Annotated in this window: 19 protein-coding genes, 3 rRNA genes and 1 pseudogene; 3 read left to right on the top strand and 20 right to left on the bottom strand. The window is 48.2% G+C overall.

Annotated elements, in window-relative coordinates; genetic code table 11:
* Positions 1–3: 3 nt before the first annotated feature.
* The 12 genes from HC352_RS04550 to HC352_RS04605 form a co-directional block, all read right to left on the bottom strand.
* The gene (locus HC352_RS04550) at positions 4–819 is read right to left on the bottom strand and encodes a hypothetical protein (protein ID WP_168917785.1); all 816 of its coding nucleotides are present in this window, start codon (positions 817–819) and stop codon (positions 4–6) included.
* Positions 816–1,841 carry a copper transporter gene (locus HC352_RS04555; protein ID WP_168917786.1) on the bottom strand — a complete coding sequence of 342 codons (1,026 nt, stop codon included), beginning with the start codon at positions 1,839–1,841 and terminating at the stop codon, positions 816–818. Before HC352_RS04555 ends, HC352_RS04550 begins: the two co-directional genes overlap by 4 nt.
* An 8-nt stretch (positions 1,842–1,849) precedes the next feature.
* Positions 1,850–3,028, bottom strand: a complete 1,179-nt coding sequence (gene steA / locus HC352_RS04560; RefSeq protein WP_168917787.1) for a putative cytokinetic ring protein SteA — start codon at positions 3,026–3,028, stop codon at positions 1,850–1,852.
* Between the two features lie 7 nt (positions 3,029–3,035).
* Positions 3,036–4,730, bottom strand: coding sequence for a DNA repair protein RecN (gene recN, locus HC352_RS04565; protein WP_168917788.1), 1,695 nt, complete (start codon positions 4,728–4,730; stop codon positions 3,036–3,038).
* On the bottom strand, positions 4,727–5,608 hold the full coding sequence (locus HC352_RS04570; RefSeq protein ID WP_168917789.1) for an NAD kinase: 882 nt from the start codon (positions 5,606–5,608) through the stop codon (positions 4,727–4,729). Before HC352_RS04570 ends, recN begins: the two co-directional genes overlap by 4 nt.
* 50 nt (positions 5,609–5,658) lie before the next feature.
* Positions 5,659–6,489 (bottom strand): TlyA family RNA methyltransferase, encoded by an 831-nt coding sequence (locus tag HC352_RS04575; protein ID WP_168917790.1) that lies wholly within the window; start codon positions 6,487–6,489, stop codon positions 5,659–5,661.
* A 13-nt stretch (positions 6,490–6,502) separates the two neighbouring features.
* Positions 6,503–6,676, bottom strand: a complete 174-nt coding sequence (locus tag HC352_RS04580) for a hypothetical protein (protein ID WP_168917791.1) — start codon at positions 6,674–6,676, stop codon at positions 6,503–6,505.
* A gap of 15 nt (positions 6,677–6,691) precedes the next feature.
* Complete coding sequence (locus tag HC352_RS04585; protein ID WP_168917792.1) at positions 6,692–7,705, bottom strand: HAD-IIA family hydrolase; 1,014 nt, start codon at positions 7,703–7,705, stop codon at positions 6,692–6,694.
* Positions 7,698–9,281, bottom strand: coding sequence for a hypothetical protein (locus HC352_RS09055; RefSeq protein WP_168917793.1), 1,584 nt, complete (start codon positions 9,279–9,281; stop codon positions 7,698–7,700). Before HC352_RS09055 ends, HC352_RS04585 begins: the two co-directional genes overlap by 8 nt.
* A 283-nt stretch (positions 9,282–9,564) precedes the next feature.
* Positions 9,565–9,682 (bottom strand): 5S ribosomal RNA (gene rrf / locus HC352_RS04595).
* Between the two features lie 118 nt (positions 9,683–9,800).
* A 23S ribosomal RNA gene (locus HC352_RS04600) occupies positions 9,801–12,893 on the bottom strand.
* A 245-nt stretch (positions 12,894–13,138) separates the two neighbouring features.
* Positions 13,139–14,663 (bottom strand): 16S ribosomal RNA (locus tag HC352_RS04605).
* Together the 16S, 23S and 5S rRNA genes form the textbook arrangement of a ribosomal RNA operon.
* A 617-nt stretch (positions 14,664–15,280) precedes the next feature.
* Between HC352_RS04605 and HC352_RS04610 the strand changes: the two genes are divergently transcribed.
* Complete coding sequence (locus HC352_RS04610; protein ID WP_168917794.1) at positions 15,281–15,859, top strand: TMEM175 family protein; 579 nt, start codon at positions 15,281–15,283, stop codon at positions 15,857–15,859.
* Positions 15,860–15,979: 120 nt separating this feature from the next.
* Here the strand turns inward: HC352_RS04610 and HC352_RS09200 are convergent, their stop codons facing one another.
* The 3 genes and pseudogenes from HC352_RS09200 to HC352_RS04620 all read right to left on the bottom strand — a co-directional run.
* Positions 15,980–16,267, bottom strand: a complete 288-nt coding sequence (locus HC352_RS09200; protein WP_369801221.1) for a DUF5692 family protein — start codon at positions 16,265–16,267, stop codon at positions 15,980–15,982.
* Positions 16,225–16,407, bottom strand: a complete 183-nt coding sequence (locus HC352_RS09205) for a hypothetical protein (RefSeq protein ID WP_168917795.1) — start codon at positions 16,405–16,407, stop codon at positions 16,225–16,227. The genes HC352_RS09200 and HC352_RS09205 overlap by 43 nt, the downstream gene beginning before the upstream one ends.
* Before the next feature lie 21 nt (positions 16,408–16,428).
* Positions 16,429–17,391, bottom strand: a pseudogene (locus HC352_RS04620) (hypothetical protein); the annotation flags it as partial.
* A gap of 234 nt (positions 17,392–17,625) precedes the next feature.
* Between HC352_RS04620 and HC352_RS04625 the strand changes: the two are divergent.
* The gene (locus tag HC352_RS04625) at positions 17,626–18,351 is read left to right on the top strand and encodes a DUF5692 family protein (RefSeq protein WP_168917796.1); all 726 of its coding nucleotides are present in this window, start codon (positions 17,626–17,628) and stop codon (positions 18,349–18,351) included.
* Between the two features lie 76 nt (positions 18,352–18,427).
* Here HC352_RS04625 and tyrS read toward each other — a convergent pair whose 3' ends face one another.
* Positions 18,428–19,687 (bottom strand): tyrosine--tRNA ligase, encoded by a 1,260-nt coding sequence (gene tyrS / locus HC352_RS04630; protein WP_168917797.1) that lies wholly within the window; start codon positions 19,685–19,687, stop codon positions 18,428–18,430.
* 189 nt (positions 19,688–19,876) lie between these two features.
* Here tyrS and HC352_RS04635 point away from each other — a divergent pair, with 189 nt between their 5' ends.
* A complete protein-coding gene (locus HC352_RS04635) occupies positions 19,877–21,304 on the top strand; it encodes a YkvI family membrane protein (RefSeq protein WP_247645157.1) in 1,428 nt (475 codons plus the stop codon).
* A gap of 7 nt (positions 21,305–21,311) precedes the next feature.
* Here the strand turns inward: HC352_RS04635 and HC352_RS04640 are convergent, their stop codons facing one another.
* The 4 genes from HC352_RS04640 to HC352_RS04655 form a co-directional block, all read right to left on the bottom strand.
* Entirely contained in the window at positions 21,312–22,067 is a 756-nt protein-coding gene (locus HC352_RS04640; protein WP_168917798.1) for a nitroreductase family protein, read from the bottom strand.
* Positions 22,064–22,573, bottom strand: a complete 510-nt coding sequence (argR, locus tag HC352_RS04645; RefSeq protein ID WP_168917799.1) for an arginine repressor — start codon at positions 22,571–22,573, stop codon at positions 22,064–22,066. Before argR ends, HC352_RS04640 begins: the two co-directional genes overlap by 4 nt.
* Positions 22,570–23,715 carry an aspartate aminotransferase family protein gene (locus HC352_RS04650; RefSeq protein ID WP_168917800.1) on the bottom strand — a complete coding sequence of 382 codons (1,146 nt, stop codon included), beginning with the start codon at positions 23,713–23,715 and terminating at the stop codon, positions 22,570–22,572. Before HC352_RS04650 ends, argR begins: the two co-directional genes overlap by 4 nt.
* Positions 23,716–23,806: 91 nt before the next feature.
* On the bottom strand, positions 23,807–24,589 hold the full coding sequence (locus tag HC352_RS04655) for an SDR family NAD(P)-dependent oxidoreductase (RefSeq protein WP_168917801.1): 783 nt from the start codon (positions 24,587–24,589) through the stop codon (positions 23,807–23,809).
* Positions 24,590–24,677: the final 88 nt, after the last annotated feature.

Below are 24,677 nucleotides of genomic sequence, written 5' to 3' on the forward strand. Positions count from 1 at the left end.
ACCTTAAGAGCGACCAAGCTGATCAAGGAAATGAAGTACCGAGTTATTATCGATCACATGTGAAAACGATACTTTCTCAGATATCCCAGTTAAGCCAATAATGCCAGCCAGTGCCAGACAACGTCCGTAGATCGGCATAGCGCGCGCAAACATCACTCCTAGTTGCCCACCAAGTGCATTTGCTCCTAAGTCACCAAGCATCGTTTCACCACGTAAATCTGCCGGTAAAGATGCAAGTGAACTGCCGACAACAGATGCTGGCACAACGTGCGATGACTTGGCGATAGTGCCAGATAAACCAGCACTGACAAGAGCAACTTTCAAAGCTCGCCCCGGACGTAGATCAAGAAGATTAACTAAATTAGCAGTTCCGGCGATAAGTGCGGCATCAACGCTCGTAGAAAAAAGATCACGCAAAGAACGCGGGTAATTAAGTACCACACTCGCAAGAGTTGCACCAGAGCCGATAATGACAATCTTCGCCACTCCCGACGTTATCTTTCCGGACTTTAATGCCCCAAGATGACCGTGAAATCCTTTGCCTTGTGCCTTGAACCGCGATTCAAGGTGATCATCAATGTACCCAGCACCCGCGCCGGTGCCAACGGCAATCAAACTCGCTGAACGTAAACGTCTGTCAGGTATCGCAAAAGTTCCGGCAAGTATCCCTAGTGCCACTTGAGCGCCACCAGTTAGTGATACAGCTTTGCTGTTAAAAGACGTTCGCTGCCAGTTGGGTAATGACACTCTCTTAGCAGCCTCTCCCACCCCACGAGCGAGTGTAGCGGAAGCTAAACAAGCTAAAAGGGAACGCTTCATGAAGCAGGCTTGCTTTCTGCACTAACAGCATCTTGGGAAGAATCTGCTGGTGCGCTCTGCGCGGGGAGAACCGACTCTACGCGTTGCGAAAGCGCCGCTTTCGCACCTTCATTGAACCCCAGATGAACAAGCGAATCATTAAGTTCTGAAGCAACAGCCATAACGACGTTAACACTGCCGATGCTCAAAGAGTCAGACAGATTATCAACAGTAGAAGCCGTGTTTGCATCACGCACAACTCGAGCAACATCAGCTGGCGAATCTGCGGCACCGGCAACAACCGTCGGGATAGCTTCACTAAACCAGGCAGCAAGCTCAGCATATGTTTGAGCATCGTAAGTGGCTTGTGCCTGCACTTCAGAATTCTCCAAGGAACGCTTATCAATCGTTTCCTGATCGGTATTTGGTGCGATAAAGACAACCGCTTGTGCAGCGGCTTCACTTGATGCTGCAATCGTCATCATTGGATGGTCTGAACCTGTGAAAATATCACGCAATGTAGCATTTTGCCCATATGTTTCACCATTCACAGCTAATTGACGAAGCGCATCAGCCATCAGAGTATTCGGATCAGCGCTGGCATCTGCACTATCAATGTAAGTTGCCAGTTGCGAGGCAAAAGTCGTGCGATATGCTGTTTGATCAGCTGCTGTCCACACACCGTTTAACGTTATTTGCATATTGATTGAAGCACCTGCATCAGCCAACCGCTGAGTAACCGCGCTTATTTCTTCGGTCGTCACCCCTGGTAGCGCGATAATTGCAACTGACCTATCAGCTAACGTATCGGTAACTAACGACGGAGCAAGATCCTCCCACGCATTTTCATACTGAGCAATCGTGCTCTTAAAACCGTTCGATTCTTCTTTAAGCTTCTCATTCGATTCGGACAAGGCCTGGACTTGCGAATTCAAGACATTGCCAATGGAATTTTGTAACGGGCCAGCACCCAAAATAATACCTACCGCAAGAGCAATAAAAACTGCACCGAGCGAGACGAGGTGATAACGAAAGTCAACCATGATTCCACCTAAAAAAGACTCTTAAACCAAAATACTGCATCAGAGAACCAGACTTTGAACAAACCAAAGAGGATTTGCCCAGCGTCCGTTACCGCTAATGAAGCACCAATAACAAGTAAACCAGTAATCAGCAAAAATGCGACCTGCCAGTTAGAAATACGCGAACGGTACAGCTGGCTAACGCCTTTTGCATCGATAAGTTTCGAACCAACCTGAAGCCGCGTAAGAAATGTTGATGCCATCCCTCGTCGTCCTTTATCGAGATATTCTATCAACGTCGAGTGTGTGCCAAGCGCGACAATCAAATTCGCCCCTTTAGCATCAGCTAAAAGCATCGCAATATCTTCAGAGGTTCCAGTTGCCGGGAATATAATGTGTTCGATACCAAGATCTTCAACGCGCTTACGGCCAGGAGCACGTCCATCACGATAAGCATGAACAACAACTTCAGCTCCTGACTTTAATGCTTCATCAGAAACTGAATCCATATCGCCCACGATCATATCAGGCTTATAACCAGCTTCGATGAGAGCATCCGCGCCACCGTCAACGCCTACAAGCACCGGCCGATACTCACGAATATACGTCCGTAAGGCAACGAGATCTTCCTTATACCGATATCCACGAACAACAATAAGTGCATGGCGTCCGGCAAAAGACGTATGAACCTCAGGCATCCCAATTCCATCGAGGATGAGATCCTGTTCGCGTTCAACATACTCCATCGTATTTGTTGCAAAAGCTTTAAGCTGGGTAGACATACCAGCACGTGCAGCTTCCCGCGCATCCTGGATCGTTTGTGCGGTTTGAACCCGCCCTTCAGCAATAACCTCGCCGTTTAGTGTCACGACCCCATCAGCGTCAACTTTGACAATTGCTCCTTCGCGAATGTCCATGACTGCAGATCCAAGGTCATCAATAAGCGGAATACCTGCTTCATTGAGAATAATAGGCCCCAAGTTTGGATATCGTCCAGACGTCGATTTCGCCGCGTTGAGCACCACAATAGGTTTACACTCAACAAGAGCCTCAGCTGATACACGATCTAGATCTTCATGATCGATGATCGCAATATCACCGGGTGTTAGACGTTTTGTTAAATTCTTCGTCCGCGAATCGACCTTAACAGACCCCTCATAATTTCCAAGGGTAGCCGTCACCGCATTCTTACGCCGTTTGAATAACATACGTTTATCATGACATATGAACGGAGCGAAGTAACTCAGCGGCGTGGGCGAGTGCCGCTTCTGATTCTTCGTGTCCCGATAGCATCCGAGCCAGTTCACCAGTACGTTGAGCCTGATCTAAAACACTGACATCTGTGATTCCACCTGACTGAGATGAGCTCTTTTGAACCGTGATATGCCGGGTGGCGTAAGCAGCTACTTGAGCCAAATGAGTCACCGCAATAACTTGACATTTACGCCCTAATATTGCCAGCCGCTCACCTATAGAAAGTGCCGTCTTTCCGCCAATTCCTGCGTCAACTTCGTCGAAAATAAAAGTGTGTCCACGAACTGCAATATCCTGTGCCAAAACGACTTCAAGCGCCAGCATCACACGTGACATTTCACCACCCGATGCAGTTTGCCCAAGAGGGAAAAGAGGACTTCCCCGATGCGGTGCAAGCTGGAACTCAACTTGGTCCATGCCGTGCATTCCTGGCTCTTTGGCTAACGTCACCGACACTGAAAATGTGGCATCTTTCATGGCGAGTTTTGCTAGCTCTACACTGACTTGCTTACCTAATTTTTGCCCATACTTTACTCGAAGCCGGTGTAATTGTTCACCATACGATGTAAGCCGCTCATATTCCTGTTCAACCGCTAAAGTAATATCTTCTAAAACCTGCTGTGGGTTAGCGATTTCCGCTAGCCGCTCATCAGCATGAGCTCGTCGGTCAATAATCTCAGCTAACCCCATACCAAGATCTTGTTGTAATGTTTTTAATTGTGCACGGCGCTCGTGAATCGCATTCAACTTCTCTGGATCAGCATCGAGAAGAGAAAGCCGTCTTCCTAATTCATTTGAAATATCTGATGCACGAGAATTCAATTCACGTAATGTGACAACCATATCAGCAATTTCGGGATCACTATTTGCAATTTTTTCCAGATAGTTAACCGCCTGATCAAGTTGGTAGAGTGCGCCGTTGTCTTCCGAATCTAACGCATTTACACTTTCGGTCATGGCGTGGCGAACATCTTCAATATTTTCCAGCAATATTGCTTGTGCTTTTAACTCATCTTCTTCACCAACACGTGGTTGAATAGCATCAACACGCGTGATCAGTGCTTCTAATGCGAGACGTTCGGTGCCGGCCTGCGCTACTTGCGAACGGAAATCTTCACGTTCAGCGAGCAAAGCCTGATACTTATCCCAACTATTTCGATATTGCCCAATAGCTTCAGCAATATCGTTTCCACCAAATTCGTCTAATGCATCTCGTTGTGCTTTAGGCGCTTTTAGCCGAAGCTGATCGGTTTGACCATGCACAGTTACCAGATGCTCACTCAATTCTTTCAGAACAGCAAGTGGCACAGGATGTCCACCAACGTAGGCTTTTGTCCGCCCTGAAGCGGGCAAATGACGACTGATATAAATAATAGCTTGATCGCCGTCAAAGTCGACATTTCCGCCGGCATTTTGCACGATATTTACAGCTGGCGACGAACCGTCAACAACAAATGTCCCATCAACAACGGCTGCTTGTGCCCCAACCCGCACTTTTGCGGAGTCGATTTTATTTCCCATTAACATCATCAACGAAGTCAATGCCATAGTTTTTCCGGCGCCGGTTTCCCCTGTCAGCGCATTGAGTCCCGGACCGAAATGAACGTGCGCCTGCTCAATAACACCTAAATCTTTAATTTGTAGTTCTTCAATCATTCAGCGTCTCCATTACTCCGCCATCCTTTGGTTGGAAGGTTAAATTTACGAACAAGACGCCCGGTAAACGGCATCGCATTCAAGCGGGCCAACTGGACTCTGTGATTATCTCTGGTAACAGTAACCCGAGTTTGTGCCGGCGCAGGAAATAGCCGTCGTCCATCACACCACACATGCGCGTTTTCGCTATTAATATCAACCGCGACATGCGAATCTGGGCTCACAACGAGCGGACGAGCAAATAACGCATGGGCTGCAACCGGTGTCACAACCAGTGCATCAACATCTGGCCATACTACTGGACCGCCAGCAGAAAACGAATACGCCGTAGAACCAGTGGGGGTAGAAACAAGAACAGTATCGCAACTAAAAGAAGACAACGGAACGCCGTCGATTGAAATATCTGCTTCCACCATTCGGGACATGGGGTCTTTTTCAATAGATACTTCATTTAATGCCCAACTACAGGTGGTACTACCATGGGGCATTTCAATGCTTACCTGCACTGCCATACGTGTATCTACAGTCCACTCCCCGTGCTGAATAGCAGATATAACATGCGTCATGGACTCTGGATCTGCTTCCGCAAGAAAACCCATATGCCCGTAATTGATCCCTAGAATTGGAATGTTGCTACCGTATGTAAGCTCAGCAGCGCGCAAAATAGTACCGTCGCCACCTATGACCAAGACGATTTCAATATCGCCAACTTCGTGCAATTCAGGTCGCTTCCCACAGGTATCATCATAACTATGAGGCACCGGATCAAGCCATGATACGTCAATGCCAGATGCTGTTAAAGCTTGGGCAATATGCCTCGCTGAGGCGATCACATCAGGATTTCTATTATGCGATAGTAAGCCAACTTTTCGTGTCATCGCCCCTCCTCGTCCTTCATCTAGTTGTATCTTTTAGTAACAATATTATGTTACTTCGCTGTCATTCCAGCAGGTCCGCATGCCACTGCATTTCGTACAGCATGTTCTAACTCGATACCCAAAGCATCGTCATGCCCTGCTTTCATATGGATAAAATATTCGACGTTTCCAGCAGGACCTGGTAGAGGGGATGGTGCGATTGCTTGGATTCCTAGACCTAGTTGACGGGCCGATTGCGCAACTGTCATTACTGTTTCAACATGATGTTCAGGGTTTCGTACTACCCCACCAGCACCTAACCGCTCTTTACCAATTTCAAATTGTGGTTTGACCATAAGTAAAAAATCTGCCGTCTTTGATGCACAAGAAACAAGCGCAGGCAAGACAAGAGTCAGGGAAATAAAGGACAGATCACCGACGACGAGGTCAGGTGCTGGAGCGACAACGTCGGGTCGAAGTGTACGTACGTTGGTCCGTTCATGAACTTCGACCCTAGGATCCTCGCGCAGTCGCCACGCCAGTTGTCCATATCCAACATCTACGGCTACAACACTTGCTGCCCCACGACGCAACAAAACATCTGTGAATCCACCAGTTGACGCACCGGCATCTAGTGCCCGCACACCAGCAATACCTGGTTGATGTTCACCTAAATATTCAAGAGCTCCAAGGAGCTTATATGCACCTCGAGAGGCGTAATCGTCTCGATCCTCGGTATTAACAAGAAGCGCCTGTGCTGGGTTCATTTGGCGTGAAGGTTTAGTGACAACATTTTTGTCAAGAAAAACCCGCCCGGCATGTATTAATTCTCCAGCCTCATTACGGGAACGCGCCAAACCTCGTCGCACCAACTCTGCATCGACTCGAATTAACTTTGCCATGACGGAATATCCTTTATAGTTGAGCACGACCAAGCATTATGGTCAGTTCTTGATGAACTTTTTCTAAATCAGCAATTTGTTCCGAGCGTGACTTGTGCTCAAGATCGTCCAGCACCTGATCCGGATTAATTGCAATACGGGGCTTAGGTGCTGGACGATGAGTAGCTGAAGTATCAGAATTTGTCATGATGTGGTCACTGATTTAACGCCATACCGGTTCATAATCAGGAAGCCATGACATATCATGGCCAGCATCAACTTTCTGCCAAACGGCATGAACCAGTGCTTGATATTCACGTAATTGTAATCGCGGCCTTTCCTGATCGATACGTTCACCATTGAGGAAAATGCGACGATCATCAATCTGAACATGAGCGTCCCCCACGCGAACACCATTATTGTCGCCTTGTGGCTCATAATAAGGGCCGGTTAAATCTCGCAAGTCGAAAATTGGATAGGTTGGTCGTTCATCAGCACTAGCCAACATCACGTCACGCATCCGTGCAACCCCGGTTAGTACATGTGCCGAGTCATAACCGGCACGATTAGCCCCCAAAATGTCGGTGTTAAGGCGATCTCCAACTGCAAGTGGATACTTTCCCCCAGATTTTTCAAGTGCCAAACGGTACATTGTTGGCTCTGGTTTTCCAGATGACGGAGGCACTACCCCTGTTGCGTGAGAAATGGCGGCTACTAACGATCCATTGCCAAGGTACTCGCCACGCTCGCGTGGCAATGTAGCATCAATATTTGTTGCTACATACACTGCACCGGCCTTGATAGCCAATGCAGCTTCAGATAGATCAAGCCATGTTGCTTCAGGGTTAAGTCCATGCAAAACCGCATCAGGATTATCGTCGGCGGATGCCACTATAGTAAATCCACCTTCGCGTAACGCTTCAATAACACCTTCCGCGCCAAGAGGAAGAACTTTAGCACCAGCTGGAACAAGCGTAGCTAATAGCATGACGCCAGTTATTGCGCTAGTGACGACGTCACCAGGCGCGGTGGGTATACCAAGAGCAGAGAGCTGATCAGCGGTCTGGTCAGGTACGCGTGCAGAATTGTTAGTCATATATATGACCTGCACTCCGGCATCTTTAACGGCCTGATATCCTTCAACGGCTCCAAGCGCTACGCTTGCTCCGCGGTAGGCTACCCCATCTAGATCAGATAAAATCACATCATAACTATCAAGAATGTGATTCTTACTCATTTGATTCCTCATCATCAAATAACTCATCAAATGCCTCAGCAAATTCTTCATCAACATCGTCATCCACGTGATCTTCATCAGTCTCGTCAATGTCAACGTCGTCGTCGAGTTCTTCTAATTCTTCTAACTCATCGTCAAATTCTTCAGCATCGTCAAAATCATCGTCTTGAAACTCTTCGCCAAACTCTTCAGGATCGAGATCTTCAACATCGGCAAAATCATCATGTTCGTCGATATTATGCTCTTCACTTTGGGGATCCTCTTCAGGCATATCATCAAGTATGTCGTCGAGGTCTACCATCATCGAGAAATCTTGATCTCCGTCAAACACACTCTGCCACTGTGCACGGAGTTCTTGCGCCTCATCATTATGTCCTAATTCTTCCAACCGGTCAGCCTTAGTCAACTGCACACGAGCAGCCAGCTGTGGTTCAAGGTTTTCTACGAGTACTTTTTCTAATACCGCTAAGCCGCCTTCTGCATCGCCAACTTCAGAACGTGCACCAGAAATAACAATGACGAGTTCAATTTTCGCTTCCGCATCAAGCCGTGCCAACGGGATACCTTCAATAAAACGTAGTGCTTTTTCTGGGCGTCCTAGACCACGCTCTGAGTCAGCTTCAATAGGAATATGCGAATAGTCATCGCTCATTCTGCGGTAAGTACGCAATTCTCGCAATGCTTCGGCATACCGTTCGGTAATGTACGCAGTCAACCCAAGCGCTTCACGAACTACGTCAACACGGGCTGCACGTTGATACGCTGCATGAGCGTGCTGGTAAGCGACTTCTGGATCGATATCCATCATTTCCCCAGCGTAGGCAAGATGGCGGGCCACACGCTCACCATTTTCCTTATTTAAGCTGAGCAGGCGACGTCGAACATCTTCATCAAGTGATTGAGGTGTGATCGAATCTGGGATTTCATCATATAGATCACGGGAGTCGTTATAGTTAAACTGCCGTTCTTCATTCCAAGAACCATCATGATTAGATGAACGGCGATCGTCACGGCGGTCGTCACGACGATTATCCCGCCGGTCATTATCCCACTTACGAGGACCACGCTCATCACGGCGATCATTATCCCAACGACGAGGACCACGCTCATCACGGCGGTCATCACGACGATTATCCCGCCGGTCATTATCCCAACGACGAGGACCACGCTCATCACGGCGATCATTATCCCAACGACGAGGACCACGCTCATCACGGCGGTCATCACGACGATTATCCCGCCGGTCATTATCCCAACGACGAGGACCACGCTCATCACGGCGATCATTATCCCAACGACGAGGACCACGATCGTCACGGCGGTCATCACGACGATTATCCCGCCGGTCATTATCCCAACGACGAGGACCACGCTCATCACGGCGGTCATCACGACGATTATCCCGCCGGTCATTATCCCAACGACGAGGACCACGCTCATCACGGCGGTCATCACGACGATTATCCCGCCGGTCATTATCCCAACGACGAGGACCACGAGAGGAAGCAGATTGCCACCCCGAGGAACCACCATCACGGCGGGATTGATTTTCACTATTACTACGATAATCTGACATATATTCCTCGGGTTAAATTATAAAAACATTCTATGCGCGATATGCACATTGCTAAATCTATTTTACACAAGCGTGCCACGGGTGTAGCTACTTCTTACAGTTATCAAAGGTGATATTGGGCAATATTTATGCATATTTGCTACTCAAATGAGTCTGAAAAAGCCGAATACACCAAACACCAAACCCTCAGTGGGTTACAAACTGTATGTCGGATCGCTTGTGGGTATAGGTGTGGGGAGGGTGTTGACTTATCGTCAACACCCTCCCCTTATATCACGTTAAGTGACGGCGGTGTCCTACTCTCCCACACCCCCTCGAGTGCAGTACCATCGGCGTTGGTAGGCTTAGCTTCCGGGTTCGGAATGGTAACCGGGCGTTTCCCTACCACTATGACCACCGTCAAAATGGTTGACATAACACACACGCACTACAACGTGTGGGAGTCAAGAATCGTATAGTAGACGCGAGCAGCATTACCATCAACATGTTCCATAATAAAACACTGACGATAAGGAAACTTTTTGTAAATGGTTGGCCATTAGTACCAGTCAGCTCCACACCTTACGATGCTTCCACGCCTGGCCTATCAACCCCATGGTCTATAGGGGGCCTACAAAACAATAATGTTTATGGAAACCTCATCTCAAAGCAGGCTTCCCGCTTAGATGCTTTCAGCGGTTATCCTTCCCGAACGTAGCCAACCAGCCATGCACCTGGCGGTACAACTGGCACACCAGAGGTTCGTCCGTCCCGGTCCTCTCGTACTAGGGACAGCCCTTTTCAAGTTTCCTACGCGCGCAGCGGATAGGGACCGAACTGTCTCACGACGTTCTGAACCCAGCTCGCGTGCCGCTTTAATGGGCGAACAGCCCAACCCTTGGGACCTACTCCAGCCCCAGGATGCGACGAGCCGACATCGAGGTGCCAAACCATGCCGTCGATATGAACTCTTGGGCAGGATCAGCCTGTTATCCCCGGGGTACCTTTTATCCGTTGAGCGACGGCGCTTCCACAAGCCACCGCCGGATCACTAGTTCCTACTTTCGTACCTGCTCGACCTGTCGGTCTCACAGTCAAGCTCCCTTGTACACTTACACTCAACACCTGATTGCCAACCAGGCTGAGGGAACCTTTGAGCGCCTCCGTTACCATTTAGGAGGCAACCGCCCCAGTTAAACTACCCACCAGGCACTGTCCCTGAACCAGATCATGGTCCAAGGTTAGACATCCAGCACGACCAGAGTGGTATTTCAACAATGACTCCACAACCACTGGCGTGGCCGCTTCAAAGTCTCCCACCTATCCTACACAAGCCGTACCGAACACCAATACCAAGCTATAGTAAAGGTCCCGGGGTCTTTCCGTCCTGCTGCGCGTAACGAGCATCTTTACTCGTAATGCAATTTCACCGAGTTCGCGGTTGAGACAGTGGAGAAGTCGTTACGCCATTCGTGCAGGTCGGAACTTACCCGACAAGGAATTTCGCTACCTTAGGATGGTTATAGTTACCACCGCCGTTTACTGGGGCTTAAATTCACAGCTTCAAACACAAAAGTATTTTAACCGTTCCTCTTAACCTTCCAGCACCGGGCAGGCGTCAGTCCGTATACATCCACTTACGTGTTCGCACGGACCTGTGTTTTTGATAAACAGTCGCTTCTCCCTGGTTTCTGCGGCCCTTCCCCCTAGCCTGTTAAAAGGCTTCAAGGTCCGGGCCCCCCTTCTTCCGAAGTTACGGGGGCATTTTGCCGAGTTCCTTAACCACGATTCACTCGCTCGCCTTAGTATTCTCTACTCAACTACCTGTGTCGGTTTAGGGTACGGGCGGCTAAGACCTAACGTCGAGGCTTTTCTCGACAGCACAGGATCACTCTACTTCCCCACAAAAAATGGGTCATCATCCAGCCTCACCTACACGCTTCCCGGATTTACCTAGGAAACAGGCTGCGCTGTTAAACGTGGCAAGCCATTAGCCACGCGAAGCTACCACTCTGCGTCACCCCTGTTAACACGCTTGCCTACTACGCGATCAGTTCCCACGCTCACCACAACCCCAACCCGAAGGAAGGAACCATAGCTCGGATGGTTAGTATCCCACGATTCAACACGGACGGTCTTTCGCCGGTACCAGAATATCAACTGGTTGCCCATCGACTACGCCTGTCGGCCTCGCCTTAGGACCCGACTAACCCAGGGCGGACGAACCTGGCCCTGGAACCCTTAGTTATTCGGCGGACGGGATTCTCACCCGTCATTCGCTACTCATGCCTGCATTCTCACTCGTACGAAATCCACAACCAGTCACCTGTGCTGCTTCACCTCACGCACGACGCTCCCCTACCCAACAAAACAAAAAAAATTTCATTGCCGCGGTTTCGGCGGTGTACTTAAGCCCCGCTACATTGTCGGCGCAGAATCACTTGACCAGTGAGCTATTACGCACTCTTTCAAGGGTGGCTGCTTCTAAGCCAACCTCCTGGTTGTCACAGCAACTCCACATCCTTTCCCACTTAGCACACGCTTAGGGGCCTTAACCGGCGGTCTGGGCTGTTTCCCTCTCGACTACGAAGCTTATCCCCCGCAGTCTCACTGCCGTGCTCTAACTTACCGGCATTCGGAGTTTGGCTGACGTCAGTACCCCGATAAGGGCCATCGGCCATCCAGTCGCTCTACCTCCGATAAGAAACACACGACGCTGCACCTAAATGCATTTCGGGGAGAACCAGCTATCACGGAGTTTGATTGGCCTTTCACCCCTACCCACAGGTCATCCCCTCCATTTTCAACTGAAGTGGGTTCGGTCCTCCACACGCTCTTACACGTGCTTCAACCTGCCCATGGGTAGATCACCCCGCTTCGGGTCTAGAACATGCAACTAAAAACCGCTTTTTAAAACTCGCTTTCGCTACGGCTCCCCCACACGGGTTAACCTCGCTACATGCCACTAACTCGCAGGCTCATTCTTCAAAAGGCACGCCATCACCCCTACCAAGGAGGCTCTGACGGATTGTAAGCGTCCGGTTTCAGGTACTATTTCACTCCCCTCCCGGGGTACTTTTCACCATTCCCTCACGGTACTACTACACTATCGGTCACACGGAGTATTTAGGCTTACACAGTGGTCTGTGCAGATTCACACGGGATTTCACGGGCCCCGTGCTACTCGGGCACCACATAAGGCAGGCTAACACATTACAACTACCGGACTCTCACCGTCTACGGTCCAGCTTCCCAACTGATTCGTCTACACGCTAGCATTTATCACTACCCGACCCCACATCGGCAAGGTCAAACATGGCCCCACAACACCACACACGCAACACCCGATGGCTATCACACGCGCATGGTTTAGCCTCATCCGCTTTCGCTCGCCACTACTCACAGAATATCTTTTCCTGCGGGTACTAAGATGTTTCACTTCCCCGCGTTACCCCCAAACACCCTATACATTCAGATGCTGGTAACCAGAAACAACTCTGGCCAGGTTCCCCCATTCGGACACCCCCGGATCACAGCTCGTTTGCCAACTCCCCGAGGCTTATCGCAGGCTACAACGTCCTTCATCGGCTCCGTATGCCAAGGCATCCACCGAACGCTCTTGAACACTTACAAAAAACCAAAGATGCTCGCGTCCACTATACAATTCTCAACCACCACACCAACACCACAAACAACCAACAACCACACAGGCCATCAATCATCCACAGGCAGCACGGAGTATTACCCCACACCCCAACAGCATGCCAACTTCCCACAACAAAAAAATTTTCCACTAAAAACCACCAAACCAACACCAACAAAGGCATCAGCACACCCACAATCAAACAAATAAAACCAGGTGTAAGGCAGCTCCTTAGAAAGGAGGTGATCCAGCCGCACCTTCCGGTACGGCTACCTTGTTACGACTTCGTCCCAATCGCCAATCCCACCTTCGACCGCTCCCCCCAAAAGGTTAGGCCACGGGCTTCGGGTGTTACCAACTTTCGTGACGTGACGGGCGGTGTGTACAAGGCCCGGGAACGTATTCACCGCAGCGTTGCTGATCTGCGATTACTAGCGACTCCGACTTCATGGGGTCGAGTTGCAGACCCCAATCCGAACTGAGACTGGCTTTAAGGGATTCGCTCACCCTCACAGGCTCGCAACCCTCTGTACCAGCCATTGTAGCATGCGTGAAGCCCAAGACATAAGGGGCATGATGATTTGACGTCATCCCCACCTTCCTCCGAGTTAACCCCGGCAGTCTCTCGTGAGTCCCCACCATAACGTGCTGGCAACACAAGACAAGGGTTGCGCTCGTTGCGGGACTTAACCCAACATCTCACGACACGAGCTGACGACAACCATGCACCACCTGTACACCACCCCGAAGGCCACACTATCTCTAGCATGTCGCAGTGTATGTCAAGCCTTGGTAAGGTTCTTCGCGTTGCATCGAATTAATCCGCATGCTCCGCCGCTTGTGCGGGCCCCCGTCAATTCCTTTGAGTTTTAGCCTTGCGGCCGTACTCCCCAGGCGGGGCACTTAATGCGTTAGCTACGGTACAGAACCCATGGAAATAGGCCCCACACCTAGTGCCCAACGTTTACGGCATGGACTACCAGGGTATCTAATCCTGTTCGCTCCCCATGCTTTCGCTCCTCAGCGTCAGTAACGGCCCAGTAACCTGCCTTCGCCATCGGTGTTCCTCCTGATATCTGCGCATTCCACCGCTACACCAGGAATTCCAATTACCCCTACCGCACTCTAGTCTGCCCGTACCCACTGCAGCCCCGGAGTTAAGCCCCGGTCTTTCACAGCAGACGCGACAAACCGCCTACGAGCTCTTTACGCCCAATAATTCCGGACAACGCTCGCGCCCTACGTATTACCGCGGCTGCTGGCACGTAGTTAGCCGGCGCTTATTCAACACCTACCCTCAACTTACGCCTTGTTCAGTGTTAAAAGGAGTTTACAACCCGAAAGCCTTCATCCCCCACGCGGCGTCGCTGCATCAGACTTGCGTCCATTGTGCAATATTCCCCACTGCTGCCTCCCGTAGGAGTCTGGGCCGTATCTCAGTCCCAATGTGGCCGGTCACCCTCTCAGGCCGGCTACCCGTCGACGCCTTGGTAGGCCATCACCCCACCAACAAGCTGATAGGCCGTGAGCCCATCCCCCACCAGAAACCCTTTCCAACCCCCACCATGCGGCAGAAGCAGAATATCCAGTATTAGACCCCGTTTCCAAGGCTTATCCCGAAGAAGGGGGCAGGTTACTCACGTATTACTCACCCGTTCGCCACTAATCCACCCCAGCAAGCTAGGGCTTCATCGTTCGACTTGCATGTGTTAAGCACGCCGCCAGCGTTCGTCCTGAGCCAGGATCAAACTCTCCAAACAAAAACCAAACACCCAACAAAAAGGCATCCAATCAATACACGTTCGAAAAGCCCAAAAACAGACTCAACAAAACAGACAAACCAAAACTAGCTCATCCAAAATAAAAAAGAAAACAAACCACACCAGCCACCAAAAAAGCAACCAGCACAATCCGCTTCCCAAACAAAAAATCATTGTAAAAAGCTGACACACTATTGAGATATCAAACAACACACCCACACCCAACAACCACCCAACAACAAAGCCAGGCAACCATCAAGAAGGCTATCCACACCAGTCTAACACACAACCACAACCAAGCAAAAACACCCAGTCACAACCACGCACCAAACCAGCGCCACCACCAAAGAACACAACCGCGCTCCCGGCGACAGATAAAAACTTTACGCACCCCCACCCCAACCGTCAAACCAAAACAACGTAACACCCATCACAGACTTGTTACGCTTACTCACTTATAGTTCTACACTGCTACTACAACGAATTTGACTCACATTGATTTTCATTCAGCTCCTGGTATCGTCTTTGATTCGCAAGGCGGTTTATACACCGCAACTAACTACTCAATTTCGGTTAGGATTTTATTGGCATATGCTGTTTTATAGAAGGGAACTGCCATGAATAGTGGACGCATGGAGGCCTTTAGCGACGGCGTTCTCGCCATCGTCATAACAATTATGGTTCTTAAATTGGCGTTGCCCAACGACGTTGACTGGCCAGATATTTATAAACTTGGCCCTACAATGATGGCATACGTATTGAGCTACATATATGTTGGCATCTATTGGGCCAACCACCATCACTTGATCGGAGTCACTAAAACCATCTCTGGCACCACATTATGGAAAAATCTACACTGGCTTTTTTGGATAACTTTGGTACCGGCGGTTACTGAATGGGTAGGTACGCATCCATTTTCCCCAATTCCAACATTATTTTACGGTTTCGTTCTTCTGATGTGCTCAATTACTTACCATTTTCTACAACGTGATATTGTGACACATTTGAGCCATGACTACTCTGAATTTTCCGGATTAAATCGTGATTTGAAGGGAAAAATATCGATTATTGCCTATCTTATTGCGGTTCCCGGATCACTCTTTTTACCGCTTGTTTCATACCTTATTTATGCTGCTATTGCGCTTACTTGGTTCATCCCTGACACTCGCTTAGAGCAACTTTTTGGCGAGGAGTAAAGACATCTTCAAGGCCTTCTTATTTTACTTCTAGATATATTACTAACGTGCAGGTCGAGAATTAACTGGCCTGCACGTTAGTAATATATCTTTCGTTATTTTCTCGTTTTTATTGACCTATTATTCGTGACGACGACGCTCAAAAAGAGCATTTTCATCTTTTTTAATGATCAAGAAAATAATGATGATCAATGCTGCGAAAATGAGGAATACGACGAATGTTACATTCCATCTGGAGTGCCCTAAGTTTTTAGGGCACTCCACGACTAACGATAACGAGCCCAATAGTGCCGAATAGTGTTTCACGACGGGGAACCAGCCTGCAGTCGTCGTTCCTGCCGTTGAATATGGCCACCAAAAAATCCCTAAACTAATGGGAAGTATGAGGAAAAAATGACAACTGCCCACTTATACCGAATAACCAGCCACGCAACAAACGCCAGTACCGCAACCGTAGCGATCAGAGCGATATAGTCATACCACTCACCCACTTCGAAGAAAAACAAAGTGGGATAATCTGGCGGAGTTATATATGGGAAATCAAACATGAAGATACACCTTTACTACGTTTATTGTTGTTTACCCCAGCCAGACAAATATGTCTTTTCGTTCTTTTGTCGAATCTGCTCGTCCCAAGAAAACTCAGGCTCTTGCCAATCGACATAATAATCCTCATCTATACGCCCATCCCAAGGCGTTCCTGGACCAACGGGGGGCCAGTTTGGATTATCTGTTACCGGCTCACGCATCTCCGCAACTGCTGGATTACGACGTCCAAAACGCATCCACTGCGTCTCCGTCTCTTCAAAAAGCTCTGTACCATCCCAACGCCCTGCTGGAGTATCTGAGTTAAAGAACCGGCCACCAAGCAAACCACGCATTATTCGTCCGCTTAGCTGCGGCTTCTTCCGGAACTCAGCAACGCGCTTAAGATAAGCGTTTTGCATATTAGTCATGCATCCCCCAACAAGTTCGATATTAAGCCAGTTAATGACTTTGTTCAGCAAGGTATCGTCTTCATAACCAATACGCCAATGATTAATCAATCGGCACCGCTCCCCTTTAAGCGGAATAAGATAGAAACACCAAGCTGCCGCGAAATGTTTCATCCCTGGGAAACGAAACGCATAAGATCCAGGTGCTGCCGGTGGCATCTTGGTGTCAGTCCAAGAAACGAGATACTTACCAGGTACGATATCAGTCCATTCCATAGTCATTCCGTGATAATCAAAAGCGGCGACATCTCCGGGATCAATAGCATCTGGTGTTTGGAATTCTTCCTGGATCTCATAAGAATTAAAGAAGGGCAAGCGAGCAAAAGTTCGTTCTAGAAATTCCGACGAAAACGATCCGGTGCGATTACAACCAAGTTGCTTTAAATAGCGATAGACCGCATAAGCCGGTGCATCGATATCAATCGCGTACGTTGAGGAATAGCCGTTATCATAATTTGCATCAATCAAATCATCTGCCGGATATCTAAAAGCCTGTTCTTCTAAAGTAGCTTTCCCATGAAGTTGACTATATGCATATAAAAAGCTGAATGTACCCGCACCTACTAAGCCACTTAAGCTAAAAAGTTTTTACCGCGACTGTTCTTTCTAGATGTCTTTCCCATTGCATACACCTTTACCAGTTCTTAACACCACGTCGTTGTGGAATATTAATAGCCTAACGGTCCTACATCACTTTGTTTAAGACTTTTTCCTACAAATGATCAAATTTGAGGATTACCTTTGGATTAATAGAAATTCACTATTAGGAGAATGCTCAATATTATTACCATGACTGGTTGGGCAAAAATTACGGTATCAACCCGCAAAGATCAAAAAGTCAAAGGCCTAATATGGGCAGACATGATCTGGCCATGGGTTATTGCCTACGATTTGTGGAATCACGCATTTTTATATAACGCACTAGCCGATTACACCTGGTATTGCACATTCGCTCTCCTATTGGCAGCAACGATACCTACATTTTTCTGGGCAAAAGGTCAATGGCTATGGTTCCGGTGTTACACACTAATGTTCTGGATCGCGATGAATAACGTTATCCCTGAATTACTGATTTCTCCCGGACAAAACAACTTTGCAACAATGAATCCAACCGCAAATATAATCTGCGCAATGGCCGCTTTAATAGCTAATGTAGCACTGTTCATCTACTGCGCCTACGTTGTTGTTGTCAAGCATCGTCAACCGTACACCACCGGACTCTTCCAAGACTTTAAGGCCTACCGAACAATAGTTAAAGAACATTGTAGCGAGGAAGAAAAATACTGGATGTGCGATTTAATCAAAGAAACGCCGGCGGAACTCGGCTTCGATCCTGAACTTAAAAAGCCACCCGTCCACGGCGGCTTTGTCACTCACTTCCCATGGTGGGGAAAGCAGGATAAGCGATATCCAAAGCTCAGAACACCAGTTAGCTCCGATCCTTATCTTGTGGCGAAGGGCGTTCAAGGCGATCCACAATGGGAGGTAACAGAATAAAGCCTGTTTAGTTACTGTGGGGGTACGTCTAGTATGAACGCACCCCCACAGTAGGTTAATAATTAAAACCGCGACACTATCCTACTCGAATAGCAGCCATATTTTTACGGCCCTTGCGAACTAAGATCAATTCGCCAGCCAAAATATCTTCCGCATTCAAAACGCGCTCTTCGTCATCGACCTTCACGTTATTAATCGAAACTCCTCCTGCGGCAATAGTCCGCCGGGCCGCTCCACGCCCCTTCTCAAAGCCAAGGTCGACTAAAACATCTTGCAAACTTGTTCCAAGTGATGCGTTCACCAACGGTAACTCAGCAACCGCATCACGCAGTGTCTCGCCATCAACGTCCACCGGATCCTTCTTGCCAAAGAGCACTGCAGATGCATCCTTAACCCGCGCAGTAGCTTGCGCCCCATGAACCCACGTCGTCACTTCATCTGCTAAAACACGCTGCGCTTCACGAGCATAAGCACGCTCCGCAAGCTCAACCTCAAGCTCCTCAATACGTTCTTTTGATAAAAAGGTGAAAACCTTAAGCATGCGAATAACGTCAGCATCCGCAGTATTTAGCCAGAACTGATAGAACTTGTAAGGGCTAAGCATCTGCGGATTCAGCCACACCGCGCCCCCTTCAGTCTTACCAAACTTCGTACCATCAGACTTTGTAATCAACTGATTCGTAAGTACGTGAACGCTGGCGCCCTCAACTTTGCGGACTAGGTCCATACCACCAACGATATTTCCCCACTGGTCATTTCCGCCTAACTCCAACGTACAGTTGTAGCGGCGATATAACTCTAGATAATCATTGGCTTGCAGAATCTGATAAGAAAACTCAGTAAACGAAATACCTTCATCAGACTGTAACCGACGTGCCACAATATCTTTTGAAAGCATTGTCCCCATTCGGAAATGCTTCCCAAGATCGCGCAAGAAGTCAATCGCACTTAATTCTTTAGTCCAGTCAAGATTATTGACCGTAATTGCCGCATTCGGCCCCTCAAAATCAAGCAACGACTCAAGCTGAGATCGTAATGCCTGCGTCCATTCTGCGACAGTTTCTCGCGTGTTAAGCGACCTTTCACCTTTTGGCCGCGGATCGCCAATAAGCCCTGTTGCTCCGCCCACTAAAACGATTGGACGATGACCTGCCATTTGCAAATGGCGCATCATTTTCACTGCCACTAAATGACCATGATGCAATGAAGCGGCAGTTGGATCAAAGCCACAATAGAAAGAAATCGAGCCCTCGTTCAGAGCCTTACGCAACTCGTTAATATCTGAGTGCTGAGCAATAAGACCCCGCCATTGTAATTCTTCGAGGATGTCCGTCACGGGATTTCCTTTCATATTTGGTTCTGAATTGACACTACTACTTTGTTATTGTGCCCTACTCTTCCTCGACACTCCAACTTTGTAACGTCTTTAGTGGCCAACCAAATGTGCAACCAGTCCCACTGCAATATATGCAAACCTTTTCTATTTGATACCGCGTAAAATGACTTTGATAGGTTCGCTAAAAGAATGAGAAATAACGATACTATGGTCAAACAAGCTGTCGTCATGGCGCTAGCCTTTATGGGACTAATTATCGGTGCCGGTTTTGCATCTGGCCAAGAGCTTTTACAATATTTTATCGCTTTTGGCAGACCAGGCATTTGGGGTGCTCTTGTTGCCGCATTTTTATTTGCACTCTCGGGTTATATCGTGATGCAGCTAGGCTCATATTTTCACGCAAAAGAACATTCTGCAGTATTCAACGAAGTTTCCCACCCAATCGTCTCCCGAGTTTTAGATGTTTTTACCGTCCTAACACTTTTTACGATGGGCTTCGTAATGATTGCTGGCGCGGGCGCAAATTTCCACCAACAATATGGATTACCCACATGGGTTGGCTCCTTAGCGATGGTGGGTTTAGTGATTGCGGCCGGTTTTCTTAACGTTGATAAAGTTACCACTGTTATCGGATTAATTACTCCATTTATTTTAGTATTTATTGTTATGGCATCAGTGCATGCTTTTACTCATGCCAGTTTATCTATTAATGCTCTTGAACCAGTAGCGACTACCTTGCGGCCGGCAATTCCTTCACTAACTATATCGACAATTAATTACGTTACGATGTCCATGGCCTTAGCGATATCGATGGCTCTTGTTATGGGTGGCAATATCATTAATACAAAAATCGCTGGGTACGGAGGCTTACTTGGTGGCGGAGTATTTGGCATTATTTTAATGTTGTCTGTTCTAGCAATCTTTGCACAAATTGATAAAGTTAAAGACGCCCCGATGCCGATGCTAGAACTCGTTAACCACATTCATCCGGTGGCAGGAACAGCTATGGCAGTCATTATTTATGGAATGATCTTTAATACCGCTATCGGCCTTTATTATTCTCTTGCAAAACGCGTCACAGCATCCAATCCGCAATATTTCATTCCGGCTATCTCTATCCTTTCTTTCATCGGTTTTGGACTATCTTTCTTCGGCTTTCAAACCCTAGTAGGCACCCTTTACCCGATTGTGGGATACGTCGGAATTATTATGATGGGTATTCTTGGCTACGCTTGGATAACACGCCGCAAAGCGATCCGGCATGAACTTAAATTACGTGCGCGTATTCGGCGTTTACTGCGTGTGAAGTGGGATGCATCGCGAGCCTTTACACGTCGTCACGAAAATGCCCTAGTTGCTGCCTTGGATGAATCAAATATCGATTCTGTCGAACAACATCGAGAAGTTTCAGCAGAAGTAGTATCTGAAATTGAAGACGACGACGCTGCCGACGTCGAACCAACTTGGGAAATGATTTCACAAAAATGGGATGAAGAAGTAATCGACGACTCCCCGCTTATCGATATCACATCAGATGTTGATCAGACTGAAGCCCGAGTACGAGCACTAGAAGCAGAACAAGAAAAATCTGAAAATCTCAACGATCACGCAGATTAAAGGCCAATCAAGAGGTTTGAGTGTAACTCCCAAATCCTTGCGCACGCACATGATCGATAAACGCATCCTTCACATCCGTGCTACGCAGTTTACGCATAATTTGTTCGGTGAACGTGTCAACTCGTCGATTCATGTCACGCGAATCGTAATAGGTAGCCATCTGTTGATCGTACTCAGATAAGGCCAAGGTCCATGATTCAGGCTCCCAATACCTATCGTCCATAACCCGTAAATGAGTTGGAATGCGTGGTTTCAACTGGGGCTGCTGTGCAGGATATCCGCATATCATCCCCAAAGCCGGGAAGGTGTACTGCGGAAGTTTCAAAAGTTGGATAAGCCGTGGAATATCATTGAGGATAGATCCCAATAATGTCACGCCTAGCCCCATAGATTCAGCAGCAACAGTCATATTTTGAATCATCAACACCGCATCGGTAAAACCCTCACGAAAAGCATCCATAGATGTCGCTGGAGTTGGATCCCCGCCTAATTCCTCCAAAACACGCACACTGCGCCGAGTATCCACCACGCCGACAAACAATTCCGGTGCTCGTGCAATATAAGGTTGTCCGCCAATATTAGCTAACTGCTCACGAAGATCAGAGCGACGTACCCTAATCACAGCTGCATGCTGAAATCCACGAGATGTTGAGGTGTGCATAGCAACATCGAATAATGTTTTAAGAACGTCGTCGTCAATCGATCGAGAAGAAAACTCCCGAATAGAACGATGCTGTAGAAGTGTCAAAATTGTTGGATTCATGAGTCATTTTCTCCTACTCCAGAATGCGCTAGAGACAATAGCTCAGTTTTGAGAAGGACAGCCCTGCGGACGGATGAGGCAATAATTAAAACAGTATCATCACCAGCAATGCATCCCAAGACTCCGTCGATAACTGCTCTGTCTAAGGAAGAAGCAAGGAGTTGTGCCGCTCCGGGTGGAGTACGCAAAACAACCTGATTTTCCGCTTGCTGAGCACTAACAAGCAACTCACGCGCCCATCGTTTCAGCTGTGCACGTACCCCATTATCAGACTCAGCCAGATCATTTACTGCCGGGATACGATAAACCCGCTGACCAGTTGAATTATGCTCTTTAAAGGCGCGTAATTCTTCTAAATCACGCGAAAGGGTAGCCTGCGTTACAACAATTCCCTGATTCTTAAGAATTTTCTGCAATTCATTCTGAGACGAAATCGCGGAGTTTTCAACAACGGCAACAATCATCGCTTGGCGCGCCGCACGCGTCGTTGGAATCGAACCTTTCATGATGTCTCCTTGAGCTGAGCCATCGTTTCAACAAAAGGTCGCAACTCTTCGCGCGTAATGATAAGTGGCGGTAATAATCTGATTTTTTCCCCACTAGTAGTTGATACTAAAAATCCTCGCTCACGTAATAATCGTTCATATAACCCAGCATCTGGCACCGTCACAGCCAGCATCAGCCCTTCCCCTTGCACATCGTATCCTTGCTCGATGAGCTGAGATTTTAACCATGCACCAGTAAGACGCACGTGCGGAAGTAAAGGCTCAACTAAGTTTAATACGCTAAACCCGGCAGCTGTCGCCAGTGGATTTCCACCGGTTGACGAGGATTCAAGACCTCGTTGAATGAGACGTCCTGCAGTTTGAAAACCAATAGTAACACCAATGGGCACGCCCCCTCCGAGACCACGTGCAACAGTAATCACATCGGCAATCACCCGCGGAGTATGCGCAAACCATCTGCCGGTGCGCCCCACGCCGGACAATGACTCATCGACGATGAGCAACGCGCCATAACGGTCACACAAATCGCGTACTCGAGAAAGTTCATCGTCACTCAGGCGTTCAATCGACCGGCCATGGTGTACATCAATAACACATGCAGCAACATCGTCAGAAAAAGAATGTTCCAGATCAACAGCATCTTCTGCTACATAGACGCCACTAAGTAAAGGCTCAAAAGGCGCTCGGTAAGCTGAATCGGCTAGCGAAAGCGCGCCCATGGTACGGCCATGATACGACCTATTAAGGGTAAGAATACGACCGCCAGGCTTATGTAATCGTGCTAGTTTTAGTGCTGATTCCATTGCTTCCGAACCAGAATTGGAAAAGAAGACACGCGCCGTCGATCCTAAATATCCTTCGTCAGAAAGGCATTGTTGCAGTCGTTCGGCTAACGCGACTTGTGGTTCAGTTGCGTAATTATTAGAAACATGCAAGATTTTACGTGCTTGATTTGCCAGCGCTGCCCGGAGATCAGGATGGTTATGCCCTAACGACGTCACCCCACCACCAGAATCAAGATCGAGATATTCGCGGCCATCTATATCCCACACTTTAGCGCCTTCACCGCGTGTGAGAACAAGTGGTGGCAACCCGTAAGCTGCCATCATGCTTTGATCGTAACGCGGTATAAGTCCAGACATAGTCCACCTTGCTTAAATATTCTGTCCCGTATAATTATACGATTCATTGCATGAGCGAACTAGAAAAAATCATGTGATACGCGTAATCTCACTAATTCTCCCAGGGAGTAAGCCGTAACTTCCGCTCTTCTACTCCCACGCCCTGCTCTGAACGACGAATAAGTTCCTCGACAGTGTCCGTACCGGCACGAACCTGGGTACCCGCTATACCGTCAAGAGTACCATCAGCAATTGCAGCAATGATCTCAGCAACTTCTTGGGGATCATTCCACTGTGTACGTTCTTGATGCATTAACCGATTAGCAGTCATATCTGTTTGGACGACGCCAGGAGCAACAGAAAACACCCGCAAACCGTGCTCTGCCCCAGCTTCATGCAATGAACCGGCGAAACGTAGAAGCGCTGTTTTAGAGACATAATAGGATGAGGCTAAAGCCGTATCTTTAACTGCCGCGCCAGACGATAAATCAATAATCCGCCCACCACCACGAGCAAGCATACTCGGCACCAATGCATGCGCCAGCAAATAAGGTGCCCGAAGATTAATTTCCTGAGTAAGCCACCAATCATGCGGATCAGTTTCCCAAGGTAAGGCTTCTTCAGCCATAATACCGGCATTATTAATCAATAGATCTACTGGATATTCACTAATTTTGTGACATAAATGCGTTATTTCTTGAACTTGCGCAAGATCAACACCAAATGTTAAGACCGTGGCACCACGTGCATTACATGCCTTTGCAGTATCATACAAAGCTTCTTGCGTACGTGCTAATAAAAGCATAGTCCGCCCAGGACGAGCCAAGTTACGCGCGATATGCGCTCCTATACCACGAGAAGCACCGGTTAATAATACTGTTGTTGAAGCATCCATAAAATTATTCTAGCGTGTGAAGAAAGACAAGAGCTTTCCCCACACGCTAGAACATAGCCATGCATCTTTATAGATGCATGCGCGTCAA

It is taken from the genome of Arcanobacterium buesumense, from assembly GCF_012563545.1.
GTDB classification, from domain to species: domain Bacteria; phylum Actinomycetota; class Actinomycetes; order Actinomycetales; family Actinomycetaceae; genus Arcanobacterium; species Arcanobacterium buesumense.

Bases quoted from the DNA above. Each gene is read 5' to 3' on its own strand.
- steA (WP_168917787.1), bottom strand. From the start codon at position 3,028: ATGTTATTCAAACGGCGTAAGAATGCGGTGACGGCTACCCTTGGAAAT.
- HC352_RS04650 (WP_168917800.1), bottom strand. From the start codon at position 23,715: ATGTCTGGACTTATACCGCGTTACGATCAAAGCATGATGGCAGCTTAC.
- HC352_RS04580 (WP_168917791.1), bottom strand. From the start codon at position 6,676: ATGACAAATTCTGATACTTCAGCTACTCATCGTCCAGCACCTAAGCCC.
- HC352_RS04635 (WP_247645157.1), top strand. From the start codon at position 19,877: ATGAGAAATAACGATACTATGGTCAAACAAGCTGTCGTCATGGCGCTA.
- HC352_RS04555 (WP_168917786.1), bottom strand. From the start codon at position 1,841: ATGGTTGACTTTCGTTATCACCTCGTCTCGCTCGGTGCAGTTTTTATT.
- argR (WP_168917799.1), bottom strand. From the start codon at position 22,573: ATGAAAGGTTCGATTCCAACGACGCGTGCGGCGCGCCAAGCGATGATT.
- recN (WP_168917788.1), bottom strand. From the start codon at position 4,730: ATGATTGAAGAACTACAAATTAAAGATTTAGGTGTTATTGAGCAGGCG.
- HC352_RS09205 (WP_168917795.1), bottom strand. From the start codon at position 16,407: ATGTTTGATTTCCCATATATAACTCCGCCAGATTATCCCACTTTGTTT.
- HC352_RS04570 (WP_168917789.1), bottom strand. From the start codon at position 5,608: ATGACACGAAAAGTTGGCTTACTATCGCATAATAGAAATCCTGATGTG.
- HC352_RS04655 (WP_168917801.1), bottom strand. From the start codon at position 24,589: ATGGATGCTTCAACAACAGTATTATTAACCGGTGCTTCTCGTGGTATA.
- HC352_RS04610 (WP_168917794.1), top strand. From the start codon at position 15,281: ATGAATAGTGGACGCATGGAGGCCTTTAGCGACGGCGTTCTCGCCATC.
- HC352_RS04550 (WP_168917785.1), bottom strand. From the start codon at position 819: ATGAAGCGTTCCCTTTTAGCTTGTTTAGCTTCCGCTACACTCGCTCGT.
- HC352_RS04575 (WP_168917790.1), bottom strand. From the start codon at position 6,489: ATGGCAAAGTTAATTCGAGTCGATGCAGAGTTGGTGCGACGAGGTTTG.
- HC352_RS04585 (WP_168917792.1), bottom strand. From the start codon at position 7,705: ATGAGTAAGAATCACATTCTTGATAGTTATGATGTGATTTTATCTGAT.
- HC352_RS04640 (WP_168917798.1), bottom strand. From the start codon at position 22,067: ATGAATCCAACAATTTTGACACTTCTACAGCATCGTTCTATTCGGGAG.
- HC352_RS04625 (WP_168917796.1), top strand. From the start codon at position 17,626: ATGCTCAATATTATTACCATGACTGGTTGGGCAAAAATTACGGTATCA.
- HC352_RS09055 (WP_168917793.1), bottom strand. From the start codon at position 9,281: ATGTCAGATTATCGTAGTAATAGTGAAAATCAATCCCGCCGTGATGGT.